Origin of the sequence: Campylobacter sp. BCW_6889 (assembly GCF_001762535.1) — a bacterium.
Lineage (GTDB): Bacteria > Campylobacterota > Campylobacteria > Campylobacterales > Campylobacteraceae > Campylobacter_D > Campylobacter_D jejuni.
In genome coordinates, this window is sequence record NZ_MJWZ01000030.1 from 1 (window position 1) to 26,747 (window position 26,747).

At 30.3% G+C, this 26,747-nt stretch carries 29 protein-coding genes; 14 read left to right on the top strand and 15 right to left on the bottom strand.

The window, feature by feature from the left end; translation table 11 throughout:
* Nucleotides 1-83: 83 nt before the first annotated feature.
* The 4 genes from AJ939_RS02980 (at nt 84) to AJ939_RS02995 (ending at nt 2,846) form a co-directional block, all read left to right on the top strand.
* The gene (locus tag AJ939_RS02980; RefSeq protein WP_070276287.1) at nt 84-1,421 is read left to right on the top strand and encodes a Cj0814 family flagellar-dependent secreted protein; all 1,338 of its coding nucleotides are present in this window, start codon (nt 84-86) and stop codon (nt 1,419-1,421) included.
* Between the two features lie 84 nt (nt 1,422-1,505).
* Nucleotides 1,506-2,276: a transporter substrate-binding domain-containing protein gene (locus AJ939_RS02985; RefSeq protein ID WP_070276285.1), complete on the top strand. Its 771-nt coding sequence runs from the start codon at nt 1,506-1,508 to the stop codon at nt 2,274-2,276.
* Between the two features lie 92 nt (nt 2,277-2,368).
* Entirely contained in the window at nt 2,369-2,596 is a 228-nt protein-coding gene (locus AJ939_RS02990; RefSeq protein ID WP_002852403.1) for a lipoprotein, read from the top strand.
* A gap of 25 nt (nt 2,597-2,621) precedes the next feature.
* A complete protein-coding gene (locus tag AJ939_RS02995) occupies nt 2,622-2,846 on the top strand; it encodes a hypothetical protein (protein ID WP_002780361.1) in 225 nt (74 codons plus the stop codon).
* On the opposite strand, the gene fliP is transcribed toward AJ939_RS02995, so the two are convergent.
* Nucleotides 2,843-3,577: a flagellar type III secretion system pore protein FliP gene (gene fliP / locus AJ939_RS03000; protein WP_070210104.1), complete on the bottom strand. Its 735-nt coding sequence runs from the start codon at nt 3,575-3,577 to the stop codon at nt 2,843-2,845. The two genes, AJ939_RS02995 and fliP, sit on opposite strands and share 4 nt — an antisense overlap.
* Before the next feature lie 143 nt (nt 3,578-3,720).
* Here fliP and glmU point away from each other — a divergent pair, with 143 nt between their 5' ends.
* From glmU to truA, 7 genes are read left to right on the top strand one after another with little or no spacing between them, the layout of a single operon-like run.
* Nucleotides 3,721-5,010 (top strand): bifunctional UDP-N-acetylglucosamine diphosphorylase/glucosamine-1-phosphate N-acetyltransferase GlmU, encoded by a 1,290-nt coding sequence (gene glmU / locus AJ939_RS03005; RefSeq protein ID WP_070276283.1) that lies wholly within the window; start codon nt 3,721-3,723, stop codon nt 5,008-5,010.
* Nucleotides 5,007-6,161: a bifunctional phosphopantothenoylcysteine decarboxylase/phosphopantothenate--cysteine ligase CoaBC gene (gene coaBC, locus AJ939_RS03010; protein WP_070210102.1), complete on the top strand. Its 1,155-nt coding sequence runs from the start codon at nt 5,007-5,009 to the stop codon at nt 6,159-6,161. The genes glmU and coaBC overlap by 4 nt, the downstream gene beginning before the upstream one ends.
* Nucleotides 6,158-6,775 (top strand): hypothetical protein, encoded by a 618-nt coding sequence (locus AJ939_RS03015; protein WP_070210101.1) that lies wholly within the window; start codon nt 6,158-6,160, stop codon nt 6,773-6,775. Before coaBC ends, AJ939_RS03015 begins: the two co-directional genes overlap by 4 nt.
* A gap of 3 nt (nt 6,776-6,778) precedes the next feature.
* The gene (gene uppS, locus AJ939_RS03020; RefSeq protein ID WP_002852565.1) at nt 6,779-7,447 is read left to right on the top strand and encodes a polyprenyl diphosphate synthase; all 669 of its coding nucleotides are present in this window, start codon (nt 6,779-6,781) and stop codon (nt 7,445-7,447) included.
* A complete protein-coding gene (locus AJ939_RS03025) occupies nt 7,444-8,220 on the top strand; it encodes an A24 family peptidase (RefSeq protein WP_070252935.1) in 777 nt (258 codons plus the stop codon). The genes uppS and AJ939_RS03025 overlap by 4 nt, the downstream gene beginning before the upstream one ends.
* Nucleotides 8,220-9,245 carry an LptF/LptG family permease gene (locus AJ939_RS03030; protein WP_002881529.1) on the top strand — a complete coding sequence of 342 codons (1,026 nt, stop codon included), beginning with the start codon at nt 8,220-8,222 and terminating at the stop codon, nt 9,243-9,245. Before AJ939_RS03025 ends, AJ939_RS03030 begins: the two co-directional genes overlap by 1 nt.
* Entirely contained in the window at nt 9,242-9,967 is a 726-nt protein-coding gene (gene truA, locus AJ939_RS03035; protein ID WP_074469973.1) for a tRNA pseudouridine(38-40) synthase TruA, read from the top strand. Before AJ939_RS03030 ends, truA begins: the two co-directional genes overlap by 4 nt.
* Here truA and ilvA read toward each other — a convergent pair.
* Nucleotides 9,964-11,175 (bottom strand): threonine ammonia-lyase, encoded by a 1,212-nt coding sequence (gene ilvA / locus AJ939_RS03040; RefSeq protein WP_070276281.1) that lies wholly within the window; start codon nt 11,173-11,175, stop codon nt 9,964-9,966. The two genes, truA and ilvA, sit on opposite strands and share 4 nt — an antisense overlap.
* Entirely contained in the window at nt 11,175-11,588 is a 414-nt protein-coding gene (locus AJ939_RS03045) for a CoA-binding protein (RefSeq protein ID WP_070276279.1), read from the bottom strand. Before AJ939_RS03045 ends, ilvA begins: the two co-directional genes overlap by 1 nt.
* Nucleotides 11,589-11,706: 118 nt before the next feature.
* Between AJ939_RS03045 and AJ939_RS03050 the strand changes: the two genes are divergently transcribed.
* Nucleotides 11,707-12,123, top strand: a complete 417-nt coding sequence (locus AJ939_RS03050; RefSeq protein WP_070276277.1) for a hypothetical protein — start codon at nt 11,707-11,709, stop codon at nt 12,121-12,123.
* On the opposite strand, the gene trmA is transcribed toward AJ939_RS03050, so the two are convergent.
* Genes trmA through AJ939_RS03075 form a run of 5 tightly spaced genes read right to left on the bottom strand, consistent with a single transcriptional unit; the run spans nt 12,110 to nt 19,500 of the window.
* Nucleotides 12,110-13,183, bottom strand: coding sequence for a tRNA (uridine(54)-C5)-methyltransferase TrmA (trmA, locus tag AJ939_RS03055; protein WP_052950014.1), 1,074 nt, complete (start codon nt 13,181-13,183; stop codon nt 12,110-12,112). The two genes, AJ939_RS03050 and trmA, sit on opposite strands and share 14 nt — an antisense overlap.
* Nucleotides 13,180-14,913: a Na+/H+ antiporter NhaC family protein gene (locus AJ939_RS03060; protein WP_070276275.1), complete on the bottom strand. Its 1,734-nt coding sequence runs from the start codon at nt 14,911-14,913 to the stop codon at nt 13,180-13,182. The genes trmA and AJ939_RS03060 overlap by 4 nt, the downstream gene beginning before the upstream one ends.
* Nucleotides 14,910-15,659: an SDR family NAD(P)-dependent oxidoreductase gene (locus AJ939_RS03065; protein WP_070276273.1), complete on the bottom strand. Its 750-nt coding sequence runs from the start codon at nt 15,657-15,659 to the stop codon at nt 14,910-14,912. Before AJ939_RS03065 ends, AJ939_RS03060 begins: the two co-directional genes overlap by 4 nt.
* Complete coding sequence (locus AJ939_RS03070; protein ID WP_070276271.1) at nt 15,656-16,894, bottom strand: ankyrin repeat domain-containing protein; 1,239 nt, start codon at nt 16,892-16,894, stop codon at nt 15,656-15,658. The genes AJ939_RS03065 and AJ939_RS03070 overlap by 4 nt, the downstream gene beginning before the upstream one ends.
* Before the next feature lie 59 nt (nt 16,895-16,953).
* The gene (locus AJ939_RS03075) at nt 16,954-19,500 is read right to left on the bottom strand and encodes a bifunctional aconitate hydratase 2/2-methylisocitrate dehydratase (protein ID WP_070276269.1); all 2,547 of its coding nucleotides are present in this window, start codon (nt 19,498-19,500) and stop codon (nt 16,954-16,956) included.
* Nucleotides 19,501-19,554: 54 nt separating this feature from the next.
* Here AJ939_RS03075 and AJ939_RS03080 point away from each other — a divergent pair, with 54 nt between their 5' ends.
* Nucleotides 19,555-20,007: a methylated-DNA--[protein]-cysteine S-methyltransferase gene (locus AJ939_RS03080; protein WP_002892517.1), complete on the top strand. Its 453-nt coding sequence runs from the start codon at nt 19,555-19,557 to the stop codon at nt 20,005-20,007.
* Here AJ939_RS03080 and AJ939_RS03085 read toward each other — a convergent pair.
* The 5 genes from AJ939_RS03085 to mobB are packed head-to-tail and all read right to left on the bottom strand — an operon-like array spanning nt 19,999 to nt 24,365.
* Complete coding sequence (locus AJ939_RS03085; RefSeq protein ID WP_070239608.1) at nt 19,999-20,940, bottom strand: hypothetical protein; 942 nt, start codon at nt 20,938-20,940, stop codon at nt 19,999-20,001. The genes AJ939_RS03080 and AJ939_RS03085 overlap by 9 nt on opposite strands.
* Nucleotides 20,941-20,943: 3 nt before the next feature.
* On the bottom strand, nt 20,944-22,830 hold the full coding sequence (gene metG, locus AJ939_RS03090; protein ID WP_070276267.1) for a methionine--tRNA ligase: 1,887 nt from the start codon (nt 22,828-22,830) through the stop codon (nt 20,944-20,946).
* A gap of 9 nt (nt 22,831-22,839) precedes the next feature.
* Nucleotides 22,840-23,037: a hypothetical protein gene (locus tag AJ939_RS03095; RefSeq protein WP_070248169.1), complete on the bottom strand. Its 198-nt coding sequence runs from the start codon at nt 23,035-23,037 to the stop codon at nt 22,840-22,842.
* The gene (locus AJ939_RS03100) at nt 23,030-23,872 is read right to left on the bottom strand and encodes a class 1 fructose-bisphosphatase (RefSeq protein ID WP_002861480.1); all 843 of its coding nucleotides are present in this window, start codon (nt 23,870-23,872) and stop codon (nt 23,030-23,032) included. The genes AJ939_RS03095 and AJ939_RS03100 overlap by 8 nt, the downstream gene beginning before the upstream one ends.
* A gap of 1 nt (nt 23,873) precedes the next feature.
* The gene (mobB, locus tag AJ939_RS03105; RefSeq protein WP_070233331.1) at nt 23,874-24,365 is read right to left on the bottom strand and encodes a molybdopterin-guanine dinucleotide biosynthesis protein B; all 492 of its coding nucleotides are present in this window, start codon (nt 24,363-24,365) and stop codon (nt 23,874-23,876) included.
* Nucleotides 24,366-24,461: 96 nt separating this feature from the next.
* Here mobB and AJ939_RS03110 point away from each other — a divergent pair, with 96 nt between their 5' ends.
* Entirely contained in the window at nt 24,462-24,947 is a 486-nt protein-coding gene (locus tag AJ939_RS03110; RefSeq protein ID WP_070276264.1) for a hypothetical protein, read from the top strand.
* Here the strand turns inward: AJ939_RS03110 and AJ939_RS03115 are convergent.
* Complete coding sequence (locus AJ939_RS03115; RefSeq protein WP_079860508.1) at nt 24,844-26,469, bottom strand: lytic transglycosylase domain-containing protein; 1,626 nt, start codon at nt 26,467-26,469, stop codon at nt 24,844-24,846. The genes AJ939_RS03110 and AJ939_RS03115 overlap by 104 nt on opposite strands.
* Nucleotides 26,466-26,747, bottom strand: coding sequence for a YggT family protein (locus AJ939_RS03120; RefSeq protein ID WP_002852501.1), 282 nt, complete (start codon nt 26,745-26,747; stop codon nt 26,466-26,468). Before AJ939_RS03120 ends, AJ939_RS03115 begins: the two co-directional genes overlap by 4 nt.

Consider the following 26,747-nt stretch of genomic DNA (forward strand, 5'->3'; position numbering starts at 1 on the left):
CACCCCAAAACGGAACAGATTTTGCTTATATTATTTTAATATATTTAGATTGAAGGCAGAAAAATCTAAATCAAGGAATTAATATGAGTATCTTTAGCATCAATGATAACTCAAACTATAATTCTATACTTTCACAAGCAAAAGCTAATAAAGAAAGTAAAGAAAATTCTAAAATAAGTTTTGCTAATGCTTTTTTAAAACAAAATGCTAGTAAGTTAAATGAAATTCAAAATGCAAATTCACAAACTCTAGCAAGAAGTGAAGTATTAAATTCTACTAATACAACAAATACTAGCAATAATACTAATTTTAGTATAAGTAGTAAGACAAGTTCTCCTAATTATGATATATCAAGTGAATTTAAAAACTCTATTTATACTCTAAAATACAAACAAGCAGATATAAGTAATACTTCTACTAATACAGCCTATGGTTATAGTGTAGATAAAGATGGCTATATGGGAAGTGATTTTAACAAAGCTGCAGGACTTCCTGAAGATTTTAAGATACATAAATCTACTTTGGATGAGATAGAGAGAGTGGCTGAATATAATGTTTCTGATATAAGAGAATATCTAGGTGTAGATAAATATTATTCTAATATAGATATGGCTGAAACCATAAAACAATATTATAATCTTTTTTCTAATGCTTTAAGCCAAAGCTTTCCAAGTGATAAAACAAGTTTTAGTGAAGCAGATATAAATTCTATGCCTAGTGGATATGCTGTAGGTGGAGATAAATGTATGAATTTTAATGATCCAAATAATAGAATGAATATTACTCATTTAAAAGACTTTTCTGGAGCTTTAGTTTCAAATGTCTATCAAACATCAGAACAAGCAGAGAAAGCTGATGATCTTTGGGCTGATTCTGGAAATATGATTAATGGTTTAAAACCTGAAACCTTAGGTTTATCCTTAGAAGAAATAAAAAATGTTTCTCAAGCTAAATATGAATGTGATTTTAAACCTGATATGTCATTTTATCCAAAAAATGAAGATGGAACTTATACTAAAGAAGATTTATTTATGAGTTTTTTAAAATCTCAAGGTGGACAACCCGTTGAGAGTCCAAAAACTACACTTAATCCAAAAGTAGAAGCTTACAATACAGCTATGGCTAAGGAGAGTTTTTCAACCACTAGCGTTGATTTGACTGATATCATGACAGGTAAGGTTGATTTTGCAAGTTTATTAAAATATGAACTTGATAGAGGTCGTATAGCTGGAGAGCTTTATATGTATGAAAAGGGTATGTCTCCTAAGCAAGCTTTAGGCAATTGGGCTTTAGACGCTGAGATTAAACAAGCTCTTGCTAATGGCTGGAAAGCAAGTAGTGAAAGTATAAATTCTTATGTTGGATCTATAATGGATAGATTAAATAATCTTATAGGACAAACTAGGGTTTACAGGTTTTAATTTTTTAAGTTTGAAACAAATTGCTAATAACAAAATAAGATAAAATTAGTATAATTTTTTTACAAAAAATTTTGAAAGGAAATTATGAAAAAAATTATTTTGATTTTTATCTCTTTTTTTGCTTTAAATTTGAGTGCAAAAGATTTGGTTGTAGGAATGGAGCTTGGATATCCGCCTTTTGAAATGAGCGATAAAACAGGCAAAGCAAGTGGAATTAGCGTGGATTTTTTAGAAGCTTTTGCAAAGAAAAACGGCTATAAACTTGTAGTAAAAAATATCGCTTGGGATGGTTTAATATCTGCTTTAAAAACAGCCAAGATAGATCTTATCATGTCTTCTATGACAATTACCGATGAGAGAAAGAAAGTGGTGGATTTTAGCATTCCTTATGCTAAGGCAAATTTGGCTATTTTAACTCCTTTGAACTCTGATATTACAAATATCAAAGATTTAGATAAAAAGGGCAAAGTTTTGGCTTTAAAGCGTGGTTCTACAGGACATTTATATGCGGTTAAAAATTTAAAAAATGCAACTATTAATTTATTTGATAAAGAAAATGCTGCTATTTTGGAAGTGATTCAAGGCAAGGCTGATGGATTTTTTTATGATCAACTTACGATTTATCGCACTTGGCAAAAACATCAAGATACAACCAGAGCCATTTTAGCGCCTTTTCAAGAAAATCCTGAGTTTTGGGGTATAGCTGTAAGAAAAGGTGATGAAGCTTTAAAGGACAAGCTTGATAATTTCATTGATGAGAGTAGGAAAAATGGCTTTTTAGATTTTTTGGGCAATAAGTATTTAAAAGACATTAAAGAAGTTTTTAAGCAAAATAATATCACTTTTTTCTTGTAGGCTTTTAATAAAATATTGATAATTAATATTAATTTTATAAATTTTGATATACAATATCATTATCTAAATTTTAAATAAAAGGATTTAAGATAATGAAAAAAGTTGCATTTTTTTTGTTATTTTTGTTTTTATCTTGCACTGTACTAAACGCAGCTAGGGAGTATTGCAAATATGCTTATCAAGAAGATAGAGCTATACCTTTAATTTTAAATTATGGAATAAGATTAGGAGTAGTAGGTGCTGGGGTTGCGAATGCACCTGCACCGGGCGGAAGTACTTACAATTCAAAAATTGACATGATGGCTGCAAGATGCCACTAAGCTTAGTTTTTGGGTGTATTTTACAATGCTAGAATTTATTTTTACTCTTATTTTAGATTTTACTTTTTATTCTATCAAGACCCTAGAAAAAGTCTTTCTAGGGCGAACAGCCTTAGTAATTCTTTTTGTTGTTTTTATAGCTCTTTTTTGCGTTAAAGGCTTGTTTTTGTATATACTTTTAGCTTTAGAATTATTTTTGCTTTTGTATCTTTTTCTTGGAATTTTGTTTTTAAGATTTTATAAATCTTAGGTTACAAAGCTTTCCACAAGCCTTTGCACTAGCAAATTCCATCCATCCACTAATACAAAAATTAAGAGTTTAAAAGGTAAAGAGATCATAGTAGGAGGTAGCATCATCATACCCATAGCCATTAAAACTGAGCTTACAACCATATCTATGACTAAAAAGGGTAGGTAGATTAAAAACCCTATTTCAAAAGCGGTTTTAAGCTCTGAAATCATAAAAGCAGGAACTAAAACCGTAAGGGGAACATCATCTATGGTTTTGGGATTGGGTAGATTGCGTATGCGATAAAAAAGGGCTAAATCTTTTTCTCGAGTATTTTTAAGCATAAAATCTTTAAAAGGCTTTGCTCCTTTTATAAAAGCCTCTTCATAGCCTATTTTTTCTGTTAAATAAGGTTTTATACCTTCATTATAAGATTTTGTAGCTACAGGTTCCATGATAAAAAAAGTTAAAATTAAAGCCAAGGTTACTAAAATGGTATTAGGTGGCATACTTTGCGTCCCCATAGCTTGTCGCAAAAATGAAAATACCACAATAAGACGTAAGAAAGAAGTCATAACAAAAACTATACTTGGAGCGAGCGCAAGTATGGTTAAAACAATCACTATATTCAAAGTAGTAACAAGCTGATTAGGTGTATTGGGTGCACTTAAGCTTAAATTTACTGTAGGGATAGTTGCTTCAGCAGCAAATAAGCTCATGCTTAAAAGTAAAAATAATAATATTTTTTTCAAAATTTAAAAACCTTTTTTTTGTTTTTTATTAAAGAAATTTAAATTTTATCTTTTGATGACTAAAAACTAGTTTAAGGGTATTAGGATTTTAACTTTAAACTGCTAAAATAGTCTTTTAGACTTCTTAATAACAAAGGTAAAAAATGAAAACTTCTATTTTGATTTTAGCGGCAGGATTAGGCACTAGAATGAAATCACAAAAGCCAAAGGTTTTGCAAGAGCTTTGTCAAAAAAGTATGATTTTACACATTTTAAAAAAGGCTTTTGCTTTAAGTGATGATGTAAGTGTAGTTTTATCACATCAAAAAGAACGCGTTGAAAAAGAAATTTTAGAACATTTTCCAAAAACACAAATTTTAGAGCAAGACTTGCAAAATTATCCAGGAACTGCGGGAGCTTTAAGGGGGTTTGAGCCTAAAAATGAAAGAGTGTTGATTCTTTGTGGCGATATGCCTTTGGTTGAGCAAACAAGTTTGGAAGCTTTGTTGGGTAATAATGCAAAATTAAATCTAGCAGTTTTTAAAGCAAGAGATCCTAAAAGTTATGGTAGGGTGGTGATAAAAAACGATAGCGTTGAAAAAATTGTTGAATTTAAAGATGCAAATACACAAGAAAAAGAGATAAATACTTGCAATGCTGGGGTTTATGTGATTGACTCGAGGCTTTTAAAAGAGCTTTTACCTTTGATTGATAACAATAATGTGGCAAAAGAGTATTATTTAACCGACATTGTAAAACTAGCAAAAGAAAAAGATGTGATGATTAAAGCGGTTTTTGTAGATGAAGATGAATTTATGGGGATTAATGATAAATTTGAACTCAGTATAGCTGAAAATTTCATGCAAGAAAAAATTAAAAAACACTGGATGCAACAGGGAGTGATTTTTCATTTACCGCAAAGCACTTTTATAGGTGCAGATGTTGAATTTGTAGATGAATGCGAAGTATATGAAAATGTAAGGATAGAGGGTAAAAGTAAGATTATAAACTCTATCGTTAAAAGTTCAAGCGTGATAGAAAATTCCATCATAGAAAATAGCGATGTAGGGCCTTTGGCACATTTGCGTCCAAATTGTGAGTTAAAAAACACTCATATAGGAAATTTTGTAGAATGCAAAAATGCAAAGTTAAATACCGTAAAAGCAGGACATTTGAGCTATTTAGGAGATTGTGAGATAGATAGTGGAACTAATATAGGCTGTGGGACTATTACATGCAATTATGATGGGGTAAAAAAGCATAAAACCATCATAGGAAAAAATGTTTTTGTAGGTTCTGATACGCAATTTATCGCACCTGTAAAAATCGAAGATGAAGTGATCATAGCAGCAGGAAGCACAGTAAGTGTCAATGTAGAAAAAGGTGCTTTATTTATCAATAGAGCAGGGCATAAGATGGTAAAAGATTATTATTACAAGAAATTTCAAAAATGAAAACCATACTTTTGGCTATTAGTGGCAGTATAGCTTTTTATAAATCTTACGAGCTTATTTCTTTGTTTAAAAAAGAAGGCTTTAGGGTAAAAGTTTTGCTTTCTAATGGTTTGTTAAAATTTGCTAGCAAAATGAGTTTTGAAGCCTTGGCTGATGAGATTTTATGCGAGGAAAATGAAAGTTGGCAAAACTCAAACAATCACATAGCTTTTAGCAAGGATGTAGACCTTGTTTTGTTTGCCCCTGCAAGTGTTAATTCTATCAATAAACTTGCTTTTGGTATAGCGGATAATCTTTTTATCCAAACCTTAATCGCAGCAAATAAACCTCTTATCATAGCTCCTGCGGCAAATACAAATATGTTTCATCATTTTAGCACGCAAAATTCTTTAAAGATACTTAAAGAAAATAAAGCTTTGATTATAGAGCCTATTTGTAAAGTTTTAGCTTGTAAAGATGAAGGCGCAGGAGCCTTAGCTGAAGTTAAGGATATTTTTAATATTAGCAAAAGAGAACTTTTAAAAGAAAAGTTTTGGTGCGATAAAAGCGTAGTTATCACAGGTGGTGGCACAAGAGAAAGAATTGATGATGTGCGTTGTGTGAGTAATTTTTCAAGTGGAAAAATGGCAAAAGCCATAGCTGATGCTTTTTATTTTTTAGGAGCTAGGGTAAAACTTTTAAGCTCTGTGGAATTTGATACTCCTTATGAGCTTTGCAAATTTGAAAGTTCTAAGGATCTAAAAGAGCTTTTGGATAAAAATTTAAGTCATGATTTTTTGATTATGACGGCTGCAGTGAGTGATTTTATCCCTCAAAGTGTAAAAGGAAAAATTAAAAAAAATGAGCATTTACAGGGTTTAAACTTGCATCTATCTTTAAATGAAGATTTGCTTAAAACTTGCAAATTTCAAGGCAAAAAGATAGGTTTTAAGATGGAATTTGATTCTCAAAATGCCTTAGAAAATGCGAAAAAATCTTTAAAAGATAAGCAACTTGATATGATTTGTCTTAATATCATTGATCAAAAAAATTATTTTGGAAGCGATCAAAATGAACTTTATTTTATCGCTTTAAATAATGAAAATAAAAGCACCTTGCAAAGCAAAGAAAAATTGGCATTTGAATTAGTAAAATGGTGTGAAAAATTATGAGTATGATTAATTCTACCTTGCCTATACAAATGAAAGTTTTGGCTAAATCAGGCTATGGACACTATACGCTTTTGTTAAATCACAAAAAGATTCAAACCAAAAGCATGATAGAGCTTGAAATTGGTGCTGAATATTTAGCTGAACTTTATATGCAAAATGGTGGAGTTATACAATTTAAACATCTTTCAAAGCGTCCTAATTTCAAACCTTTTGAAGAGGGATTGGCTTTGATAATCGCTATTTTAGAGGATAAAATTTCTTATAAAAAATTCATCATACAAAATCTTTTAGATTGTAAAGATATAGAGCGTTATCAGATATTAAAAGAAATGCTTTTTGCAAGTTTTGAAAATATTTATCATATTCCTTTTATCTTTGAAAATAAATCTTGTTTGTTTCAAATGCGTAAAAGAGCAAAATATTTAGAAATTTACTTATATTTTAGTGTTTTTGGAGCTTTGAAAATTTTGATAGATTCACAAGGTGTTAGCGTTTTTACACCTTTTGTCAAGGTACAAAAATTTTTAAACGAACATTTAGATTTTAATGTATCGCAAGAAAACAAGATTGAACCTTTGTTTGTTTTCAAAAGGCTTTTTGATTTTAAAGGATGAAAAATGAATGAATTAAAACACCTTGCTGTTGTTATGGATGGTAATAGGCGCTGGGCTAGAGCTAAGGGTTTTTTGGCAAAACTTGGATATTCCCAAGGAGTCAAAACTATGCAAAAATTGATGGAAGTTTGCATGGAAGAAAATATTTCAAATTTAAGCCTTTTTGCTTTTAGTACGGAAAATTGGAAGCGTCCTAAAGATGAAATTGATTTTATTTTTGAACTTTTAGATCGTTGTTTGGATGAAGCTTTAGAAAAATTTGAAAAAAATAATGTGCGTTTAAGAGCTATAGGTGATTTATCGCGTTTGGAAGATAAAGTAAGAGAAAAAATTACCTTAGTTGAAGAAAAAACAAAGCATTGTGACGCACTTTGTGTTAATTTGGCTATAAGTTATGGTGCAAGAGATGAAATTATAAGAGCTGCTAAGCGTGTGATCGAAAAAAAACTTGAGCTAAATGAAGAAAATTTAACGCAAAATTTAGATTTACCTTTAGATGTGGATTTGATGCTTCGCGTTGGAAATGCTAAAAGACTTTCAAATTTCTTACTTTGGCAGTGTTCATATGCTGAAATTTATTTTAGTGAAACTTTATTTCCATCTCTTACCAAGAGAGAATTTAAAAGGATTATTAAAGAATTTAGAAATAGAGAAAGAACTTTTGGAAAATGATATTTTTCATAATAATTCTAGGGGCTTGTTTGGGTTCTTTTTGCGCAAGTTTGGCAAGTAGGATAATTGAAAAAAAACCTTTTTTTATCTCGCGCTCTTTTTGTTTTTCTTGCGATACAAAATTAAAATACTATGAAATTATTCCTATTTTTTCTTATGTTTTTTTAAAGGCAAAATGTCAAACTTGCAAATGTCATTTGCCTATTTCTTTATTAATCAATGAAATTTTAGGCATAATTTTGCTTATTTTGGTTTATTCTTTAAGTCAAAATTTTTATGATTTTTTATTTTTATCTCTATTTTTATTTAATCTTTTCTTGCTTTCTTTAATTGATATTAAACTCAAAGCCGTACCACAAATCTTACTTTGGAGCGCTTTTTTATTTGCTTTTTTTTACGCCTTTAGGGAAAGTGAAATTTTACATTTTTTGATTTTTAAAGAGTTTAGCAGAGGTTTTTTACTAAATGCTTTTAGTTTTGGAGGATTTGTTTTTTTATTAAAAAGTTTAGTTTTTTTTCTAATGAATTTCCAAAAAAAAGATGAAATTTTAGAAAATTTGGGTGATGCTGATATTATCATTATGTCTTGTATGGGTGGAATTTTAGGTTTTGAGTATGGATTTTTAGTATTATTTATAGCTTCTATTTTAACTTTGCCTTTTTTTATTTTTTTTAAAATTAAAGCAATAAAAGAGCAAGAACTTGCTATGATACCCTTTTTAAATATCGCTTTTGTGGCAGTTTTATTTTATAAAAACTTAGGATTATTCTAATGAAGCTTAGTTTAAGATATGTTTTAAATCAATTTTTAAGTACGAATTTATCTATATTTTTCGTACTTTTTGCTATTGTATCTATGGTATTTTTTATTCAACTTGCAAAACTTACTTCAAGTATAGAGATTAGTTTTTTGGATCTTTTAAAGCTTTATGGATTTATGTTGCCTAGAATTTTAATTTTTACCTTGCCTATATCTTTTTTTATTTCTTTAACTTTGGCTTTGTTTAGGCTTTCCAAGGAAAATGAAAGCATAGTGCTTTTTACTTTGGGATTTTCACCAATGATTTTGGCAAAATTTTTCCTTAAAATTGCAAGCTTGATTAGTGCTTTTATGCTTGTTGTGGCTTTGGTAATGATACCTATAGTATTTGAACTTCAGGATAACTTTGTAAACTATAAAAGCACTCAAGTGAAATTTAACTACAAAACAGGAGAATTTGGACAAAAATTTTTAGACTGGATGATTTTTATAGAAAAACAAGATAGTGATAAGTATGAAAACATAATTATGTATCGCCCTAAACATAAAGCAGATGATAAAGAACAGCTTATCATAGCCAAAGAAGCGCATGTGCAAAGAAAAGATGATAGCTTTGCTTTTAGCTTAAATCAAGGAAAAATGTATAATTTTGAGCAAGGTCAAAGTATTTTTAGTGGAGAATTTGATGCTTTAGTAGTAAATACTCAGTTTAATACAGACAATCTTCAAACAAAGAAATTTTATGAATACTGGAATGATTTAAACGAAAACCCACAAAGAGCAAGAGAATTTGTGATTTATACAACTATAGCCTTGTTTCCACTTGCTAGTACGCTTTTTGCGCTTTGCTTTGGTTTGGTTACTTATCGTTATGAAAAAGGCTATGTGTATTTAGGTATGTTTGGAGTGATTGCTATATATTTTGGACTTTTAAGTTCTTTTTCTCAACCTCCAATTTTGGCTTGCCTTGGAATTTTTTCTTTAAGTTTATTTGTTTCGGCTTATTGTTTTAAGAAAATGATTTTGAGTCGTTATTGATGAAAATAAAAATTATATTTTCTTATGATGGCTCTGCTTTTTTAGGTTCTGCTACTCAGCCTCATAAAAAAGGTGTTCAAGATGCTTTAAGTGGGGCTTTATCGCATTTGGGTATTTTTTCACCTCTTTTGATGGCTTCTCGTACAGATAAAGGAGTGCATGCAAGCTATGCTGTAGCTAGTGTAGAATGTGGAGATTATTTTACAAATTTAGAATATCTTCAAAAACAACTTAATAAATTTTCCCATCCTTTTATCCATATCAAAAAAATTGAAAAAGTAAAAGATGATTTTGAGGTAAGATTTGATGTAAAAAGTAGAGAATACCGCTATATATTTTCTCACTCTTCTTATAGTCCTTTTATGGCTTCTTATGTACATTTTTATCCTAAATTTGACTTAGATAAGGCTAATGAGCTTTTGGGTTTTTTTGTGGGAAAAAAGGATTTAAAGTTTTTTTGCAAAAGTGGAGGGGATAATAAAACGACTTTAAGAGAAATTTTTATTGCTAGAGCTTATGTTTATAAAGATTTTAGCATTTTTCATTTTAAAGCTAATGGTTTTTTAAGAGGGCAAATTAGATTAAGCGTAGCAAGCGTTTTAAAGGTTTTAGAAGGAAAAATGAGTGAAAAAGAACTCAAAGAACAGATTGAGGCTAAAAAGCAATACAATCACTTTTTAGCACCGCCAAATGGACTTTATTTAAGCCGTATATGTTATTAAAAACTTTCATAGAAATTAAAGGCCTTTTGGGTTAAAATTTTTCTTATTTCTTCTTGATGTTCTTTGCCTTTGGTTTCTAGGGTAATTGAAATCATCGCATCGCCATAATCAAGCTTGGTGGAAAATCTATCATAGTCGATTTTTACTATATTTGCATTGGCTATTTTTAAGCTGTCTGTAAGGTGTAATAATGCCCCAGGTTTATCTACTAAAGTAACATGAATTTGCATTTTTCTGTAAGATTTAAATAAACCTTTTTCTATGATGATATTTAGCATTTGTGCATCGATATTGCCTCCGCTTAAAACTACGCCAATTTTTTTATGATTTTGTGTATTTATTTTTTGATGAAGTAGGGTGGCTACACTCGCAGCTCCTGCGCCTTCAACTATGATTTTATGTTTTTCAAGTAAAAACAATACCGCATTAGCGATTTCTTCATCATCAACTTGGATAAAATCATCTACGCATTCTAAAATAATATTAAAATTAATAGGATTTGCATTACGCACAGCAATACCATCGGCTATAGTGCGTACGCTTTTTGCATTTTTGATTTTTTTAGCATGAAAACTTTCATACATTGCAGGAGCTCCTTTGGCTCCAACGCCGATGATTTTAATGTTTGGATTGATTTGTTTAGCTGCACTTGCGATACCACTTATAAGCCCTCCACCTCCAACAGGTGCGATAATCATATCAAGATCGCTTATTTCATCAAGCATTTCAAGCATCAAAGTTCCTTGTCCTGCCATTACAAATTCATCTTCAAAAGGATGAATAAAGCTAAGATTATTTTCTTTAGCATAAGAGGTTGCAAAGGCATAGGCTTCATCAAAATTATCCCCTTTGAGTATCACCTCTGCTCCTAAGGCTTTTGTAGCAGAAACTTTTAAGAGCGGAGTGGATTCTGGCATTACAATAACTGCTTTAATGCCAAATTTTTTTGCACTAATGGCCACGCCTTGAGCATGGTTTCCCGCACTTGCGGCAATGACTCCATGTTGTTTTTGTTCAGTGCTAAGATTGGCTATTTTATTATAAGCTCCACGAATTTTATAAGCACCTGTAATTTGTAAATTTTCATTTTTAAGATAAATTTCACTTTGACAAATATCACTTAAAAAAGAAGAGTGTATGAAAGGAGTTTTGTTTACAAACCCTGAAATTTGTTGTTTTGCTTTGTAAATTTTATTAAGCTCTAACACTATTTTTCCTTTGTTTTAAAATACGGATATTCTAGCATAATGCAACGATTTTGTATAAAATTTATATCTAATTTTTTACATTCTTCTTTGGCTGTTTCATTACTAATACCAAGTTGAAGCCACAGGTTTTTAATATTTTTTTCAACAAGCTTAGGAAGAATTTCTAGTGCCACTTCGCCTTTCCTAAAAAGTATAAGTGTATCGATTTTTTCTTCTATTTGATCTAAATTTCTATAAACTTTTTCATTTAAAATAAACTCTTCTTTAGGATAAATAGGAAAAATTTTATAATTTTTTCTTTGTAAAAATTCTGCTACCCTATAAGAAGCTCTTGTCTTATCTGGTCTTAAAGCAAATACGGCAATATTTTTACTTGTATTTATAATATAAGAGATAGTTTCTTTTTCATTCATTATTAACCTTTGTTTTGGTATTTTATCTTAAATGATTAAAAAATTAACTAAAATGAATTCAAAAAATGAAAAAAGTGTTATAATATAGCAAATTCCGAAGTTTAATAAGGAGGGAAAAATGGAAGAATTTTATCCATATACTTTAACAATCCATCTTCTTTGTGCTATTTTGTTTATAGGTTATTTGTTTGTTGATGTATTTGTTTTGGGTGTAGTTAAAAAGAAAAATCCTAATTTTGACAAAAGTCTTTTTAATGCTACTGGGGTTAAAATAATGCCTTTTGTGGTTCTTTTGCTTTTTTTAAGCGGAGGTGCTTTGGCAGGTTTTCATTTTAAACCTTTAAATTTACTTTTTGCTATAAAAATTATTTTGGCTTTTGGAATTTTATCTTTAGTTGTTTTTTCTTTATTTTGTCATTTTATATTAAAGAAGAAAAACCCGCTTGGTGCTTTTATCCATCCTTTTGTATTTGTGCTTTGTATCGCGATAGTAATACTGGCTAAATTAATGAATTATTTTTTTATACCTTGCTAAGAAATACTCCACATTCAAGATGTGGAGTATTGGCAAATTGATCAAAAAGAGCAAACTCTTCCACTCTATGTGTTAGACTTAATTCTTTTAAATTTTCTTTTAAAGTGATAGGATTGCAAGAAATATAAATAATATTTTCATATTTTTTTATTAAGTCAATTACGCTTTTATCAAGTCCTGCACGGGGTGGATCAACTAAAACATGAGAGAAATTAAAATCATCTAATCGAATATCTTTTAAACGAAAAAATTCTCTTTCTTTTTTGATAGCAAGACTTAATTCTTCGCTTGAAAGTCTTGCAAAGTGGATATTTGTTGTATTGTTAAGCTCGCAATTTTTTAAAGCAAAATTAATATTGCTTTTTGAAATTTCAGTGGCTAAAATTTTAAAAAAGAATGGTGCTAAAGCTAAAGTAAAATTTCCATATCCACAGTAAAGCTCAAGTAAATCCATTCTTTTTTGAGTGCTTAAAATTTCACATACCCAAGTAATCATTTTTTCATTTATAGCAGTATTAGGCTGAATAAAACAATCGTTGTTAAATTCATAAAATATTTTTCTATCTTGAATATTTAAAGTTTGTCTTAGATTTTCTGTTTTAAAAATAAGTTTTTTGCCTTTACTTCTTGCTATAAGGTTGATATGAAGAATATTGCTTAAATTTTCTAAATTTGACTTTATATCTTCTATATTTTTATGATAAAGTAAAGTTATGCTAAGTTCTTGCTTTGTGGTTAAAAACTCCACGCCAAAAAGTTTTTCTTTTAATTTGCTATCTTGACGCAAGCATTCTAGAAGTTTTGGCATAAAAGCGCAAATTTTTTCATCAGCAAAATCTAAATATTCTATAATATACTTTTTTTTGCTTTTTGGATCAAACATTGCATAAAAAAGCGTATCATTTTCATGATAAAATGAAAGTTCAGCTCTTGTACGATAATGTTTATCTTTTGAGGCAAAAAGTTTAAATTCCTTTGTATAAAATTCTTTAAAATATTTTTTTATGAAAGAGTGTTTTTCATCTAAAGTAAGAAAATTTCCAAAATTTTCAAGACTCATGGAACTTTCTTTCCGATGAGTCTTAGTAAAAGCGCAATAAGTATGAAATTCAAAGGCAAGACAAGCCAAACACTAAGTCCTAAAGATACAGGAATATATCCAGCGATTAAAGAAATACCACAGATAAATAGAGCATAAGGAATTTGTGTTCTTACATGCTCCATATGATCGCATTTTGCACTCATAGATGAAAGGATTACATTATCTGAAATTGGTGAGCAATGGTTTCCAAAAATCGCACCTGTTAAAACGCAGCTTATATTAATGACCATATAATGATGCATAGCGTTTGCATCCATACCATTGATTTTGGCGATTTCATGAGCTAAAGGCACAGCCAAAGGCATTAAAATCCCCATAGTTCCATAGCTTGTTCCTATGGCAAAAGAAATGGCTGAAGCAAAAGCAAAAATAGTAGCAGGTAAAATAAACTCAGGCAATTTATCTGCAAGCAAACTAGTGATAAATAAAGAAGTCCCTAGATCCTTTACTATACTTGAAAGCGACCAAGCAAATAAAAGTAAGACTATAGTGAAAATCATGGTTTTCCAGCCATATATCCAAGTTTCTACCGCTTCTTTAAGATTGAAAATTTTACGACGCACCCCGATAAAAATCGCTACAATAGCAGCAAACAAAGCAGCTTGGAATAACACCACAGAAGAATCAGCATTTCCAAAAGCAGCCCTAAAAGTTTCAAAAGATAAAGGATTGGCACTTGCTTTTGCAAGTTCTTCGCCTTCTAAAGTGCTAAGTCCATTAAAATAAAATCCTAATATAGCTAAAATGATTAAAGTAAAAATAGGAACAATAGCATCAAAAGCACGAATTTTAATACCTTCTTTTGGTGCTAAAAACTGATCTTCTAATTCAGCAGTATCTAGTGTGCCTGATTTAGGTAGAGGTGCAATTTGTCCTGTGGTTCTTGCACGCACTTCAGCCTTGTACATAGAGCCAAACTCACGTCCCATGATTGCAGTCATGACTACAAAAAAAAGCATGAAGATATTATAAAAACGATAAGGTATGGTTTCGACAAAAATTCCAAAAGCACTAATATCGCTAATGCCTATGTGTTCATAAGCGGTTTTAATTAAAGAAACTTCTAAGCCTATCCAAGTAGAAATTACAGCTATTCCTGCCACAGGAGCCGCGGTAGAGTCGATAATAAAGGCAAATTTTTCACGAGAAATTTTAAATTTATCGGCCAAAGGACGCATAATTGGACCTACGATCAGTAAATTAGCATAATCATCAAAAAATATTAAAAGCCCTAAAAACCAAGTATTAACTTGAGCTGATACAGCTGATTTGGCTCTTTTGGCAAATTTTAATGCTACAGCTTTTGCACCACCCATTTTTGTGATAAGTGCCACAAGACCACCTATACAAAGAATTTGCAAAATGATTCCTGCATTTACTGGATCTGAAGTTGAGCCTAAGATGTAAGAAATAATCTTTGAAAAAGATTCTACTGCGGTATTGTAATAATTTACAAAAGCTAAATGTTGTGCTTTAAAAATATTTGCAGAAAGGCTAAGTAGAAAAGTTCCGCTTAAAACCCCAGCAAAGAGTGATAAAATAACATCTTTTGTGATAAAGGCTAAAGCAATAGCAACTAAAGGTGGTATAAGCGTAAAAGCTCCAAACAAATTAGCATTTGCAGCTGCTTCTGAGGAGTTTGCAAATGTAACTAAAGGTAAAAATAATAAAACTAAAAATTTATTCATTCATCTCTTTCTATATAAAATCCATTCCAAGTTTGTGTTACCGGCATAAGCTCGATTTCATTAACATTAACATGGCTTGGTAGGTTAATGATAGACATTACTACTTTGGCAATATCATTAGCACTGATAAATTGCGTATTTTTATACACTGCATCAGCTTTTTGGATATCTCCTTTAAAACGCACTTCACTAAATTCAGTTTTGCAAAGTCCTGGAGCAATGTTTGTTACTTTGATATTGCTTCCTCTAAGATCATTTCTTAAGGCCAATGAAAATTGTCCTACAAAGGCTTTGGTTCCACAATACACATTACCTCCAAAATAAGGATTGCGTCCCGCAACTGAACCTAAGTTAAAAATATAAGCATTTTTTTGTTTACGAAGTATAGGAATAACAGCTTTTGCAACATATAAAAACCCTTTGATGTTTGTATCTACCATAGTGTTAATATCTTCAAGGTTTAATTTATCAAATTCATCTACCCCTAAAGCCAAGCCTGCATTATTAAAAAGCACATCAATTTCTTGAAATTCTTTAGGTAAATTTTCAATAGCCTCAAAGATTTCTTTTTGATTTCTTACATCTATGCAAAGCGTGTAAATCTTATCTTTGTGAGCATTTTTTAACTCTTCTAGACGCTCTTTGCGTCTAGCAAGGGCGATTACTTTGTAGCCTTCTTGTATAAAAGCTTCAACGCAAGCTCTACCAAAACCTGAACTAGCTCCTGTAATAAATGCGGTTTTCATTCTAAACTACCTCCATAAAATAGATTTTCGTTTGCTTTTAAACCCAAGCTTTTTAGATAATCAGCATTTTCTTTTTTACCTGCTGCTAGCGCAAAGTCAAGTGCATTAAAACCAAGATCATCAACAGCATTAAAATTTGCTCCTTTTGAAATAAGAAGTTTTAAAATTTCAACATTTCCATAGGCTGCAGCATGCATTAAAACATTTTTTGAAGTGTGCTCTAGAGCACAAAATGTAATAAAATAAGGCGTATTTGAACCTATGTTCGCACTTAATGCTAATTTTTCATTGTTATTAATATATTTTTGATTAACATTTGCTCCATTATTAAGAAGTAGTTTTATGATATCAAGACGATTAAACTCTATGGCATAAAAAAGTGGGGTTTTACCAAAGGCATTGGCTTGATTAACATTCGCTCCATTTTGGATTAAAAAATTTGTATTTTCATAATTTTCCAATGCGTAAAAAATAGCACTTTCATAACCTTCGTCAATCCTAGCACCAAAACGAATCAAAAGTTCTAAAATTTCTTTTTCTCTTTGATTTAAAAGCGCTGCTTGCAAGGCTATAGTAAGGTCATCTTGGCTTGGATTATTTGAAAAAATAAAATCTTGTATATAAGATACCGAATAATTTTTATTTGACATGATTTTTGCTAAAGGACTAATGTCTTTGTAAATTTTTGTTTCACCAACAGCCCAATTTAAGAATTCGTTTAAGGCATTGCTAGTATAGTAAATATTACTACCTTTGTCAAAATTAAAATTACTTTCAAAATACTTTTCTAAAGGTTCTATAGCATTGTTATATTCTTTCCAAAAAGCTTTGTAAAGTCTAAAATTTCCTATGCTTTGATATGCCCAATATCTAAAATAAGATTTTAAAATATCATATTTTTTTTCTAAATTTTCGGGTGTATCTAAAGTTTTTTGATAAGCGATGGGATCGATAGCTATTTTTAATAATAAAAAATCAAATTGTTGTAATTTTGGCAAATAAGCCACACCATTACAAGAGCTATTACTTCCGCGAATTTCATTGGAAATTGCATAGAGTTTTTTTGTAAAATCTTGATTTTTTAAAGATTCTTTACAGCTTGAAGCTATATTTAAATAATCTAAATTTGAACTTTCATTTAGCAATGTTTCATTATTTTTAATGTTGTCGCAGTTAATGGCATCGCTAGCCATTAAACTTGCAAAACAACAAAAGGAAGTGAATAATAACTTCAATATTTTTCCTTTGAAAATTTTAATTTTGTTATTTAATCCAAATAAGTATTAAATTTGAATTAATTTTCAAGTTTGAAATTTTCAATCTCATTAAAATTTAAATATCTATAGATATTTGCCTTATGCTCATCACTTAGTTTTTCGCTGACAATTTGTAAGTATTCTTCTTTGCTTGGAATTTTACCCAAAATCGCACAAACTGCCGCAAGTTCTGCACTGCCTAAATATACTTTAGCACCCATTCCCATACGGTTGTCAAAATTTCTTGTAGAAGTTGAGAAAACTACAGCTCCATCATTTACTCTAGCTTGATTGCCCATACACAAAGAACAACCAGGAACTTCTATTCTAGCACCTGCTGCGCCAAAGATACTGTAATAACCTTCATTGGTAAGTTGTGCTTTATCCATTTTTGTTGGAGGCACTACCCAAAGTCTGGTTTTAAGTATGCCTTTATCTTTTAAAATTTCTCCCAAAGCTCTATAATGTCCTATGTTTGTCATACAAGAACCTACAAAAACTTCATCTATATTTTTTGGACGCTTATCATCGGCTAAAATTTCGCTTAAGGTTGCCACATCATCAGGGTCATTTGGACAAGCTAGGATTGGCTCTTTAATGTCATTAAGATTAATATCTATAATATAAGCGTATTTTGCATCTTTATCTGCTCTTAAAAGAGTAGGGTTTTTAAGCCATTCTCTCATTTTTTCAGCCCTTCTAGCAAGGGTGGCTTTATTTTCATATCCTGATTCTATCATAGCTTCAATTAAAGAAATATTGGATTTGATATATTCGCTTACACTTTCTATGCTTAAATCCACACTGCAAGCAGCTGCAGATCTTTCAGCACTTGCATCACTAAGTTCAAAAGCTTGTTCGACTTTTAAGTTTGGCAAGCCTTCTATTTCTAAAATTTTTCCTGCAAAAATATTTTTCTTATTTTTCTTTTCAACGGTAAGTTGTCCTTGTTTGATTGCATAATAAGGTATAGCATTAACCAAATCTCTTAAGGTAACTCCAGCTTGTAATTCCCCACTAAAACGCACTAAAACACTTTCAGGTACATTTAAAGGCATAGAACCAGTAACTGCAGCAAAAGCCACAAGTCCACTTCCTGCAGGGAAAGAAATTCCTATAGGAAAGCGTGTGTGAGAATCTCCACCTGTTCCCACACTATCTGGCAATACAAAACGATTAAGCCAAGAGTGAATAACCCCATCACCTGGTTTTAAACTTACCCCACCACGACTTGTCATGAAATTGGGCAAGGTTTTATGTAAATTTGAATCGCTTACTTTTGGATAAGCAGCTGTATGGCAAAAGCTTTGCATCACAAAGTCTGCATTAAAACCTAGGCTTGCAAGTTCTTTAATTTCATCTCTAGTCATAGGACCTGTGGTATCTTGAGAGCCTACAGTTAAAGTTATAGGTTCTATATACATACCTGGACGTACGCCTTCAACTCCACAGGCACGACCTAGCATTTTTTGAGCCAAGGTATAACCACCGCTTGAAGATTTAGGTTGTTCAGGTTTGGTAAAGATATTTTCACTTTCCATTCCTAAAAATTCTCTAGCCTTGGTACAAAGCCCGCGACCTATGATAAGTGGGATTCTTCCTCCTGCTCTAACTTCATCTAAGAGAGTGTTTGGACTGAGTGTAAATTCTGCGATTGTAGAGCCATTTTTTATGATTTTTCCCTCATAAGGATGAATTTCAAACTCATCGCCCATTTCTAAGTTTGTTACATCACAGATGATAGGTAAAGCCCCGCTATCTTGAGCAGTGTTAAAGAAAATCGGTGCTATAGTTGAACCCATTACTATACCACCGCTATGCTTGTTTGGCACACCTTCTATTTCTTTTCCTAAGTGCCATTGTATAGAATTTATTGCTGATTTTCTACTTGAACCTGTTCCTACAACATCACCTACATAAACTACTTCGCGACCGCTTTTTTTAAGCTCTTTGATTTTTTCTAAGGATCCTGCTTGTCTTACTTTTAGCATGGCATTTGCATGCAAAGGAATATCGCTTCTTGTAAAAGCATCTCCTGCAGGGCTTAGATCGTCGGTATTTGTTTCGCCTGCTACTTTGAAAACTATACATTTAATCACTTGAGGTAATTTTTCTTTTTTGTTAAACCAGTCCGCATTTGCCCAGCTTTGTAAAACTTCCTTAGCGTGTGGATTGTTTTTGCTAAGTTCAGCTATGGTATGAAAATTATCATGTACAAAAATAATATTTTTCAACACTTCTGCAGAATCTTTGGCTATGTTTTCATCTTTTAAAGCATCGATTAAAACTTTAACATTATATCCGCCTAGCATAGTTCCAAGCATTCTTAAGGCTCTTTTTTTGTCTATATTTGGAGCACTGATTTTGCCTTTAAGTATAGAATCTAAAAATTCACATTTTACTAAAGCTGCATCATCAACACCAGGATTTACTCTATTTTCTAAAAGATTTGCAAGCTCTTCATTATTTTCATTTTCAAGTAGTTTACAAAGTTCTTTAGTTTGATTTGCATTTAAAGGAAGGGGTGGTATACCCAAAGCGGCTCTTTCTTCAACAAGTTTATTGTATTCTTGCATAAAAGACATTTTCTACTCCTTAAATATTTTTTATTATAATTGTAGCTCTTTGAAGGATAAAAAATGTTTAAAGTTTATTATAAAATGCCTTTATGTTACCTATCTTTACATAGTGATGGAAAATTTTTAACTAGAGTCGATTTTTGTGATAATAAAAGATCAGAAAAAAATTGTAGTTTGCTTGACTTAGCAAAATATGAACTTGATTTATATTTTACTCATAAGCTTAGAAAATTTAGCATTCCTGTTTTGATACAAGGTACAGACTTTGAATCAAAGGTTTATAGGGCTTTAATGAAAATTCCTTATGGCAAAATAGCTACTTATAAAGATATAGCAGAAAAAATCAATCATCCAAAAGCTTTTAGAGCTGTCGGAAATGCAAATTCTAAAAATCAAATTCCTATTTTTATACCTTGTCATAGAGTTATTGCAAGCAATGGTATAGGAGGATATAATGGAGGGCTTGAAATAAAAAGATTTTTGCTTGAAAATGAAGGAGTGAATTTAAAATAAGCTTGGGGTTTGATTTTCTTTGTTTTCAAATTCTTGCTCAAAAATATCATAATTTTCAAGAATTAAACAATATTTAAAATTTTTTAATTTTCTTAAATCTGAAAGCTGATTATAGGAAAAATCGCAAAATAAAGAATTTTTAGAAGCAATTTTAAAGTCTTTTATGTTTTTAAATTTTTCTTTCCAGAATTCAAAGGTATTTTGGTTGTTACTTACAATAAACGCTTGAGAGCTTGAACCAAAAGGAGTGATTTCAAATTTATCGTCAATAAAATAAATTTTAAAATCATCAATCTTATTAAAGTCAAATATTATTTTTTGATTTTTTTCTTTTAAAAAAGAAATAATTTTTGCAAAACTATTTGCGTAAAAAAAAGGCAAATTAAGATTTTTAAAATATAAATTTTCACAAATCAAAGTTGTAAAAAAAAAGCTAGATCGCGATAATAAAGTAAAATTAGCATCTTTTAGACTATGAGAATAGGCACAAAGTTTATTTAAGTAATTTTCTTCACAGCAGCAAAAAATTTCACCTTTTTTTGCTTTGATTAGTTTTTCAAAATCAGCAAAAATATTTCCTTTTAAAATGTTAAAATAAAAAGCCTTGCAAAGACTTAGTTCGTAAGATTTAAAAAGTAAAAATTCACATTCTTTATCTTCACAAAAAAAGCGTAAAAATCTTACAAGAGCTTGTTCTAGATTTTCTACTCTAAAGTAAAAAATGTCTTTATCTTCAATAGCAATGTCATTTTCTGTAATTATAGCATAAGCGCCTTTTTTTATAGCTTGGGCAATTTCTTTTTTATCGTTATTAAAGAAAGCAAAGCCTGCTTTAAGTTCGTTTAAATTTATGGCAAAACCTTCCACACTTAAAACGCTACCTTCATGAATGAGCGTTGCGTTTAAAAGTTCGCCTAAATTGCTAATTTGCATATTTTAGCCTACTAAGGAACCGTTTTGTACAAGTTGTTCAGGGGTGATTAAAACAAGTTTATCTCCGCTTTTTGCAGAAAGTATCATACCATCGCTTTCATGTCCAAAAATTTTAGCTTTTTTAAGATTACTTATAACACATACTTGTTTACCGATTAAATCACTGGCTTTATAGTATTTTGCTATGCCTGAGAGTACTTGACGGATCTCTTTATTGTCAAGTTCGAGTTGAAATTTTAAAAGTTTTTCACTCCCTTCTATATTTTGACAATCAAGTATCTTAGCAACTTTGATTTCAATTTTTGCAAAATCATCGATTTTTATTTTAGGACTTTCTTCTTTTTTGGGTTCTTCTTTAATTTCTTGTTTTAAAAGAGCTTTTTCTACTTTTGGAAATAAAGCTTCACAAGGATTTGCTTTAAAATCTAAAAGTTCATTATCAAGTATCATTTTTGCGTAATTTACAGACGAAATTTCAAAATTTAAAGCCAAAGCTACTTTTTGACAAGACTTTGGTAGAGCAGGGCTTAGCAAAAGACTTGTTTTGGCTAAAATATTTGCACAAAGTGCCACTAAAGCATTAGCTTGTTCGTGTTTGTTTTCTTTGATTAAATTCCAAGGTTCGTATTTACTAATGGCTAAATTTGCCACACTTAAGGCTTTAAAAAGTTCTTCTAAATAACGATTACACTGTAAGTTTTCTAAAAATTCTACCGCTAAATTTAAGTGTTCTTTTGCTTGATTTAGTTCGGCATTGTAAAATTTTAAAACACCTTCTTTTGAAATATTTCCTTGATCATATTTTGTACTCATGCCTATAATGCGATTAAGTAAATTTCCAAATTCATTGCTAAGTTCAGCATTGATACGATTTATCAGCATATTTTCGCTAAAATCCCCATCATTACCAAAAGGCACTTCTCTAAGCAAGAAATATCTAAAAGCTTCGCTTCCATAAGCATCAACTATTTCTTTAGGTTTTACAACATTGCCTTTAGATTTGCTCATTTTTTCACCTTCTTTAGTCCACCAGCCATGTGCACCTATAAATTTTGGCAAAGGCAAATCCACGCTCATTAAAAAAGCTGGCCAATAAATGGCATGAAAACGCAAGATATCTTTTCCTACTAAATGCACATGCGCAGGCCAAAATTTAGCATTTTCTCCCTTGCTTTGAAAATCAAGCGAACTTATATAGATAAAAAGTGCATCAAGCCATACATAAATAATATGTTTATCATCATTAATTTCTTGAGGCAGTTTAATCCCCCAATCAAAACTTGTTCTTGTAATGGAAAGATCTTTAAGGCCGCTTTGGACAAAATTTATAAGTTCGTTTTTTTTGTTTTTTGGTAGGATGGGATCTTTTTCTTCATACCATTGTAAAATTTTATCTTGATATTTTGAAAGTTTGAAAAAATAGCTTTCCTCTTTTAAAATTCTAGTTTGTTTGCCACAATCTGGACAAGAACAATCATTGATAAGCTGACTTTGAGTAAAAAAGCTTTCACAAGAAATACAATAGTGTCCTTCGTATTCATCTTTATAAATATCACCTTTTTGCCACATTTTTAAAAACATAGCTTTAACAAATTCAATATGCCTTGTATCAGTTGTTCTTGCGTAAATATCATAGGTGATTTCAAATTCATCCCATAATTTTTTAAATTCAAAACTGATTTTATCAGCATATTCTTGAGGAGTGGAATTTCTTAGTTTGGCAGCTTCTTCGATTTTTTGTCCATGCTCATCTGTTCCTGTTAGAAATCTTGTTTCATGTCCTTGCAAACGATAAAATCTTGCTAAAGTATCGGCTATGATGGTAGTATAAGCATGACCTAAATGAGGTACATCATTTACATAATAAATTGGTGTTGTAATATAACGCATTTTTTTCCTTTAAAAGTCAAATCCGCCTTCGGTTTTACCCTTAGACATACTATTATAGACTGCATCAACATAATTTTTTCTAGTTTGGCAGTTAAAAATTTCATTGCAATTATAACAAGAGTTTAGGTTTTTTGAGTTTTGACATGAAAGTAAAATTTCTTTCTTTTTATCCATATCAAGTTCAAATTCATCTCTAATCTCACTCATTGTAAGCCTTTAAAAGTTTTGAAATTTCATATTCTGAGCCAAAAAAACAAGGAGTTGTAGCATGGATTTTATCAAATTCAAGTTCAAGTAAGGAGTGATTTTTTCCATTTGTGGTTTTTCCGCCTGCTTTTTCTATAATAAAGGCTAAAGGAAAGACTTCAAAAAAAGCACGAAGTTTGCCATTAGGCGCATCTTGTGTTGCAGGATAACTAAAAATCCCACCCCCTTTTAATAAAATTTGATTGATATCGCTTACCATAGCCCCAGAATATCTTAAGCGATATCCTTCATCAAAAAGACTTTTGACAAATTTAGCGTGTTTTTCTTCCCAAAATTTTTGCGTTCCGCCTGTAGCATTAATTTTGCCTTTTTCATTCATTTTAAGATCTTTTATAAAAATAAATTCATTATTTGCATTTAGGCGATAAAGTTTTGGTTGATCTTTGCAAATCACAAGTTCTAAGCGCGCTCCATACATACTATAAAGTGCAGCTCTTAAATTTTTGGCATTTGCTTTTTCTTCATAGATGGCAAAAATAGAACCTATAGCAAAATTAACATCCATTAAGCTAGAACCATCTAAAGGATCATAAGCTACGATAAAATTTGCTTTTTTATTAAGCGTTAAAATTTCGTCTTTTTCTTCACTTATGATGGCTTTAATGCTTGAACATTGACTTAGGGTTTTTGTGATGATTTCATCGCTTAAAACATCAAATTTGAGTTGGGTATCGCCTGTAAAATTTTGATTTTGACTGTAGCTTGTATCGGGAAATTTTAAAGCGTTAGAAATTTCTAAAACAGCTTTTTGTATATAAGAAATCACTTCTTGCATTTTATAATTCTCCTTGTAAATTTTTAGCATTTTTAAGTATATATTGACAAATAGCTTGTATATCGTTTAAATCAAGCCAAGTAAGATAAGGGTGAGAAATTTTTTCATAGCTTGCAATGGCGTTTGAAAAAGTAAAATAACTTTCATCAATTTCTTTGCAAAATACGCTAATGCGTGGTAAATCAAGAGTTTTCAATCCTTCAACCAAACAAATGTCAAAATCAGGGCTTAATTTTAAAGCTTTTAAAATATCTCTATTTTCATGAGAAAAAAAAGTTGTTCTTGTAGGGCTTAAAACCATGACTTCAGCTCCGCTTTGAAAAAATTTAAAACTATCTTTACCGTTAAAATCAAATTGAGATTTATCGGCAGGATCATGTTTAATGATTAAAACTTTTAAATTTTGTTGCAAAAAATTATCAGCTATTTTGGTGATGAGTGTAGTTTTTCCTGAATTTGAAGGCCCGCTAAAAGCTATGATAAGTTGTTTCATAAAATATACTCTTAATTTTTTTTGTAAAATTATATCTTTTTAAACCAAAAAATAGGGTTAAAAGGCTACAATAATACTAAAAAATATGGAAAAAGAATGAAAATTTATAGTGTAATTTTAGGTACTTTTTTGCTTGGAGCTTGTTCTTTAAAAGATCAGGCGATTGTGGATACAAATTTAAAATCTCAAACTTTAATGTTTACTCAAAAATACAAAATCACACAAGATAAGATTAATGCCATTATAACCATGTCTTATTTAAACCCAATTCTAGACAAGATAAGTAAAGATGATGTATTGGCCTTGTCTTTTACTCCAAATACATTAAAAATTCAAAATTTAGAAGTTTTTATCAATAATAAAAAAGCCAATATTGAAAAACTGGATGATGAGTATTTAAAATATATAATACAAAATAACTATACTGATTATTTTAAAGTATCTCTTCCTAGTGTCAAGGAAGAGACTAGGCTTGTAGCTAAGATTTGTTTAGATCATTTGCCTTGTTTTGAATTAAATTTTCAAAAATATCCGAAATCTTTATACTATCGTTCAGAAGATGTCGATACACAATATAATTAGCTAGAACTTTTTTTCCGTAAATTCGGCTTTCTTGATAAGGAACTAGCTCCATAGACAAGAAAGGCTCAAATTTGCCCGTCTTAAACATATCATTTCTTGCAAGCATACGGTTAGTAAATCCTATACCACCATTATAAGCATAAGCGACAAAAAGTGGAGATTTTAAACGTGATTCAAGGTAATTTAGATGATAGTTTCCAAAGTAATATGCTATTTCAGGTTTAAACATAAAATCTTGATCGAAATTTGGAATTTTTAATTCTTTTTCCCCTATGTGATTGGCTAAAAATGGCATAAATTGCATCATGCCTAAAGCATAAGAAACTGAAATAGCAGTTGGAATAAAACGACTTTCTTGTCTGGCAATAGCCAAAATTAAAGCTTGTCTTGTTTTATTATAGTCTTTTATATTGTCATAATAAGGCATTATAAAATAATGTTTTTTAAAATTATTTTTGCGTTCTAATATGTAAGCATAAATAGGCAAGGTTTCTTGTGTGTCAAATTCTTTTGCCAAGACATCTAGTTGACTTGCATTAGCATCGCGAATTTGTTTGTTTATTTTTTGCCAAGCAAAAGGATCTTGCATATTAAAATTATTTTTTTTCTTGCTTGGATTAAGGCTTTCTATCTTTGGAAAAGGTGTGTTAGTAAGTTCTTTTGCGTAAAGACTATAAATATTTAAAGAAGAACTTTGCGATAAAGTTTTTAAATCTTCTTCATTGTTTTTAATCAACCACATCCAAAATATAGCATTGTCTTTATTGCTTTGCGATTTAAAACTTTGAGCCGCCTTTTTAAAAAAGTCATAAGCAAGCTCTGTTTTATCATAAGTTAAGGCATTGACTCCTAAATAGAAAGCAGAATCTTCACTTACATTTTCAGGATTTATTTCTAGCATAGAATGTCTAAATTTTGGATTTTCTTTTTTAATAATAATATTTTGTGCAAAATCTTTAAAACCAATGTGGTTTGGTAGTTTATTGACTAAACTTGTATTTAAATCTAAGTCGTATTTTTTAGAATAATTATAAAGTTTAAAAAAACCATTAATATCTTCTTTTTGTGCTATATAGCTCATAGGATCAGAAGTATTAAAAGCTAGCAATAAATTTGTCAAATCAGGTCTTTGATTTTTAAAGGTTTGAGCTAAAGTAGTTCGGTCTTTGGAATTTAAACTTGCTATAAAAACTAATGAATTTAAGCGCACACTTTGACAAGTTAAATTTGCATCTAAGATAGTATTTGCTGTATAGGTATAGCATTTAGCATATTTTGGGTTGATATAAGGCTTTAAAGGAATGATTTTTTCAAGTTCGGATTTAATTTTTCCTATATAGCGAAAAATATGAGAATTTAAATCCTGTGCATCTTTTTTACTGATTTTATTTTTTTCTAAAAGCCTATAAATATAATAATCCTTAGCAAGTGAATTTTCTTCTTTTTTGAGTTTTTCTATGCTATATTGTGTAGCATTTAAACTTGAAAAAATAAATAAAAAAATGAGTATTTTTTTTATCACAATATACTCCTTAAGATATTCCCAAGAAAAATACCAAGAAACTGCAATGCTAAGACTATAATCAAAGGTGCAAGATCAATATTACCAATGCGTGTTGGAATTTTTCTAACTAAGGCGTAAGCAGGATAACTTAATTTATATAAAATTTGCACTATGGGATTATAAGGATCAGGGTTTACCCAGCTTAAAAGTGCTGTGATGATAATAATCCAAGTATAAATGTTAATGACAATTTGTAGTACTTGAAAAATAGAAATAATAAAAGAGTCTATAACCAT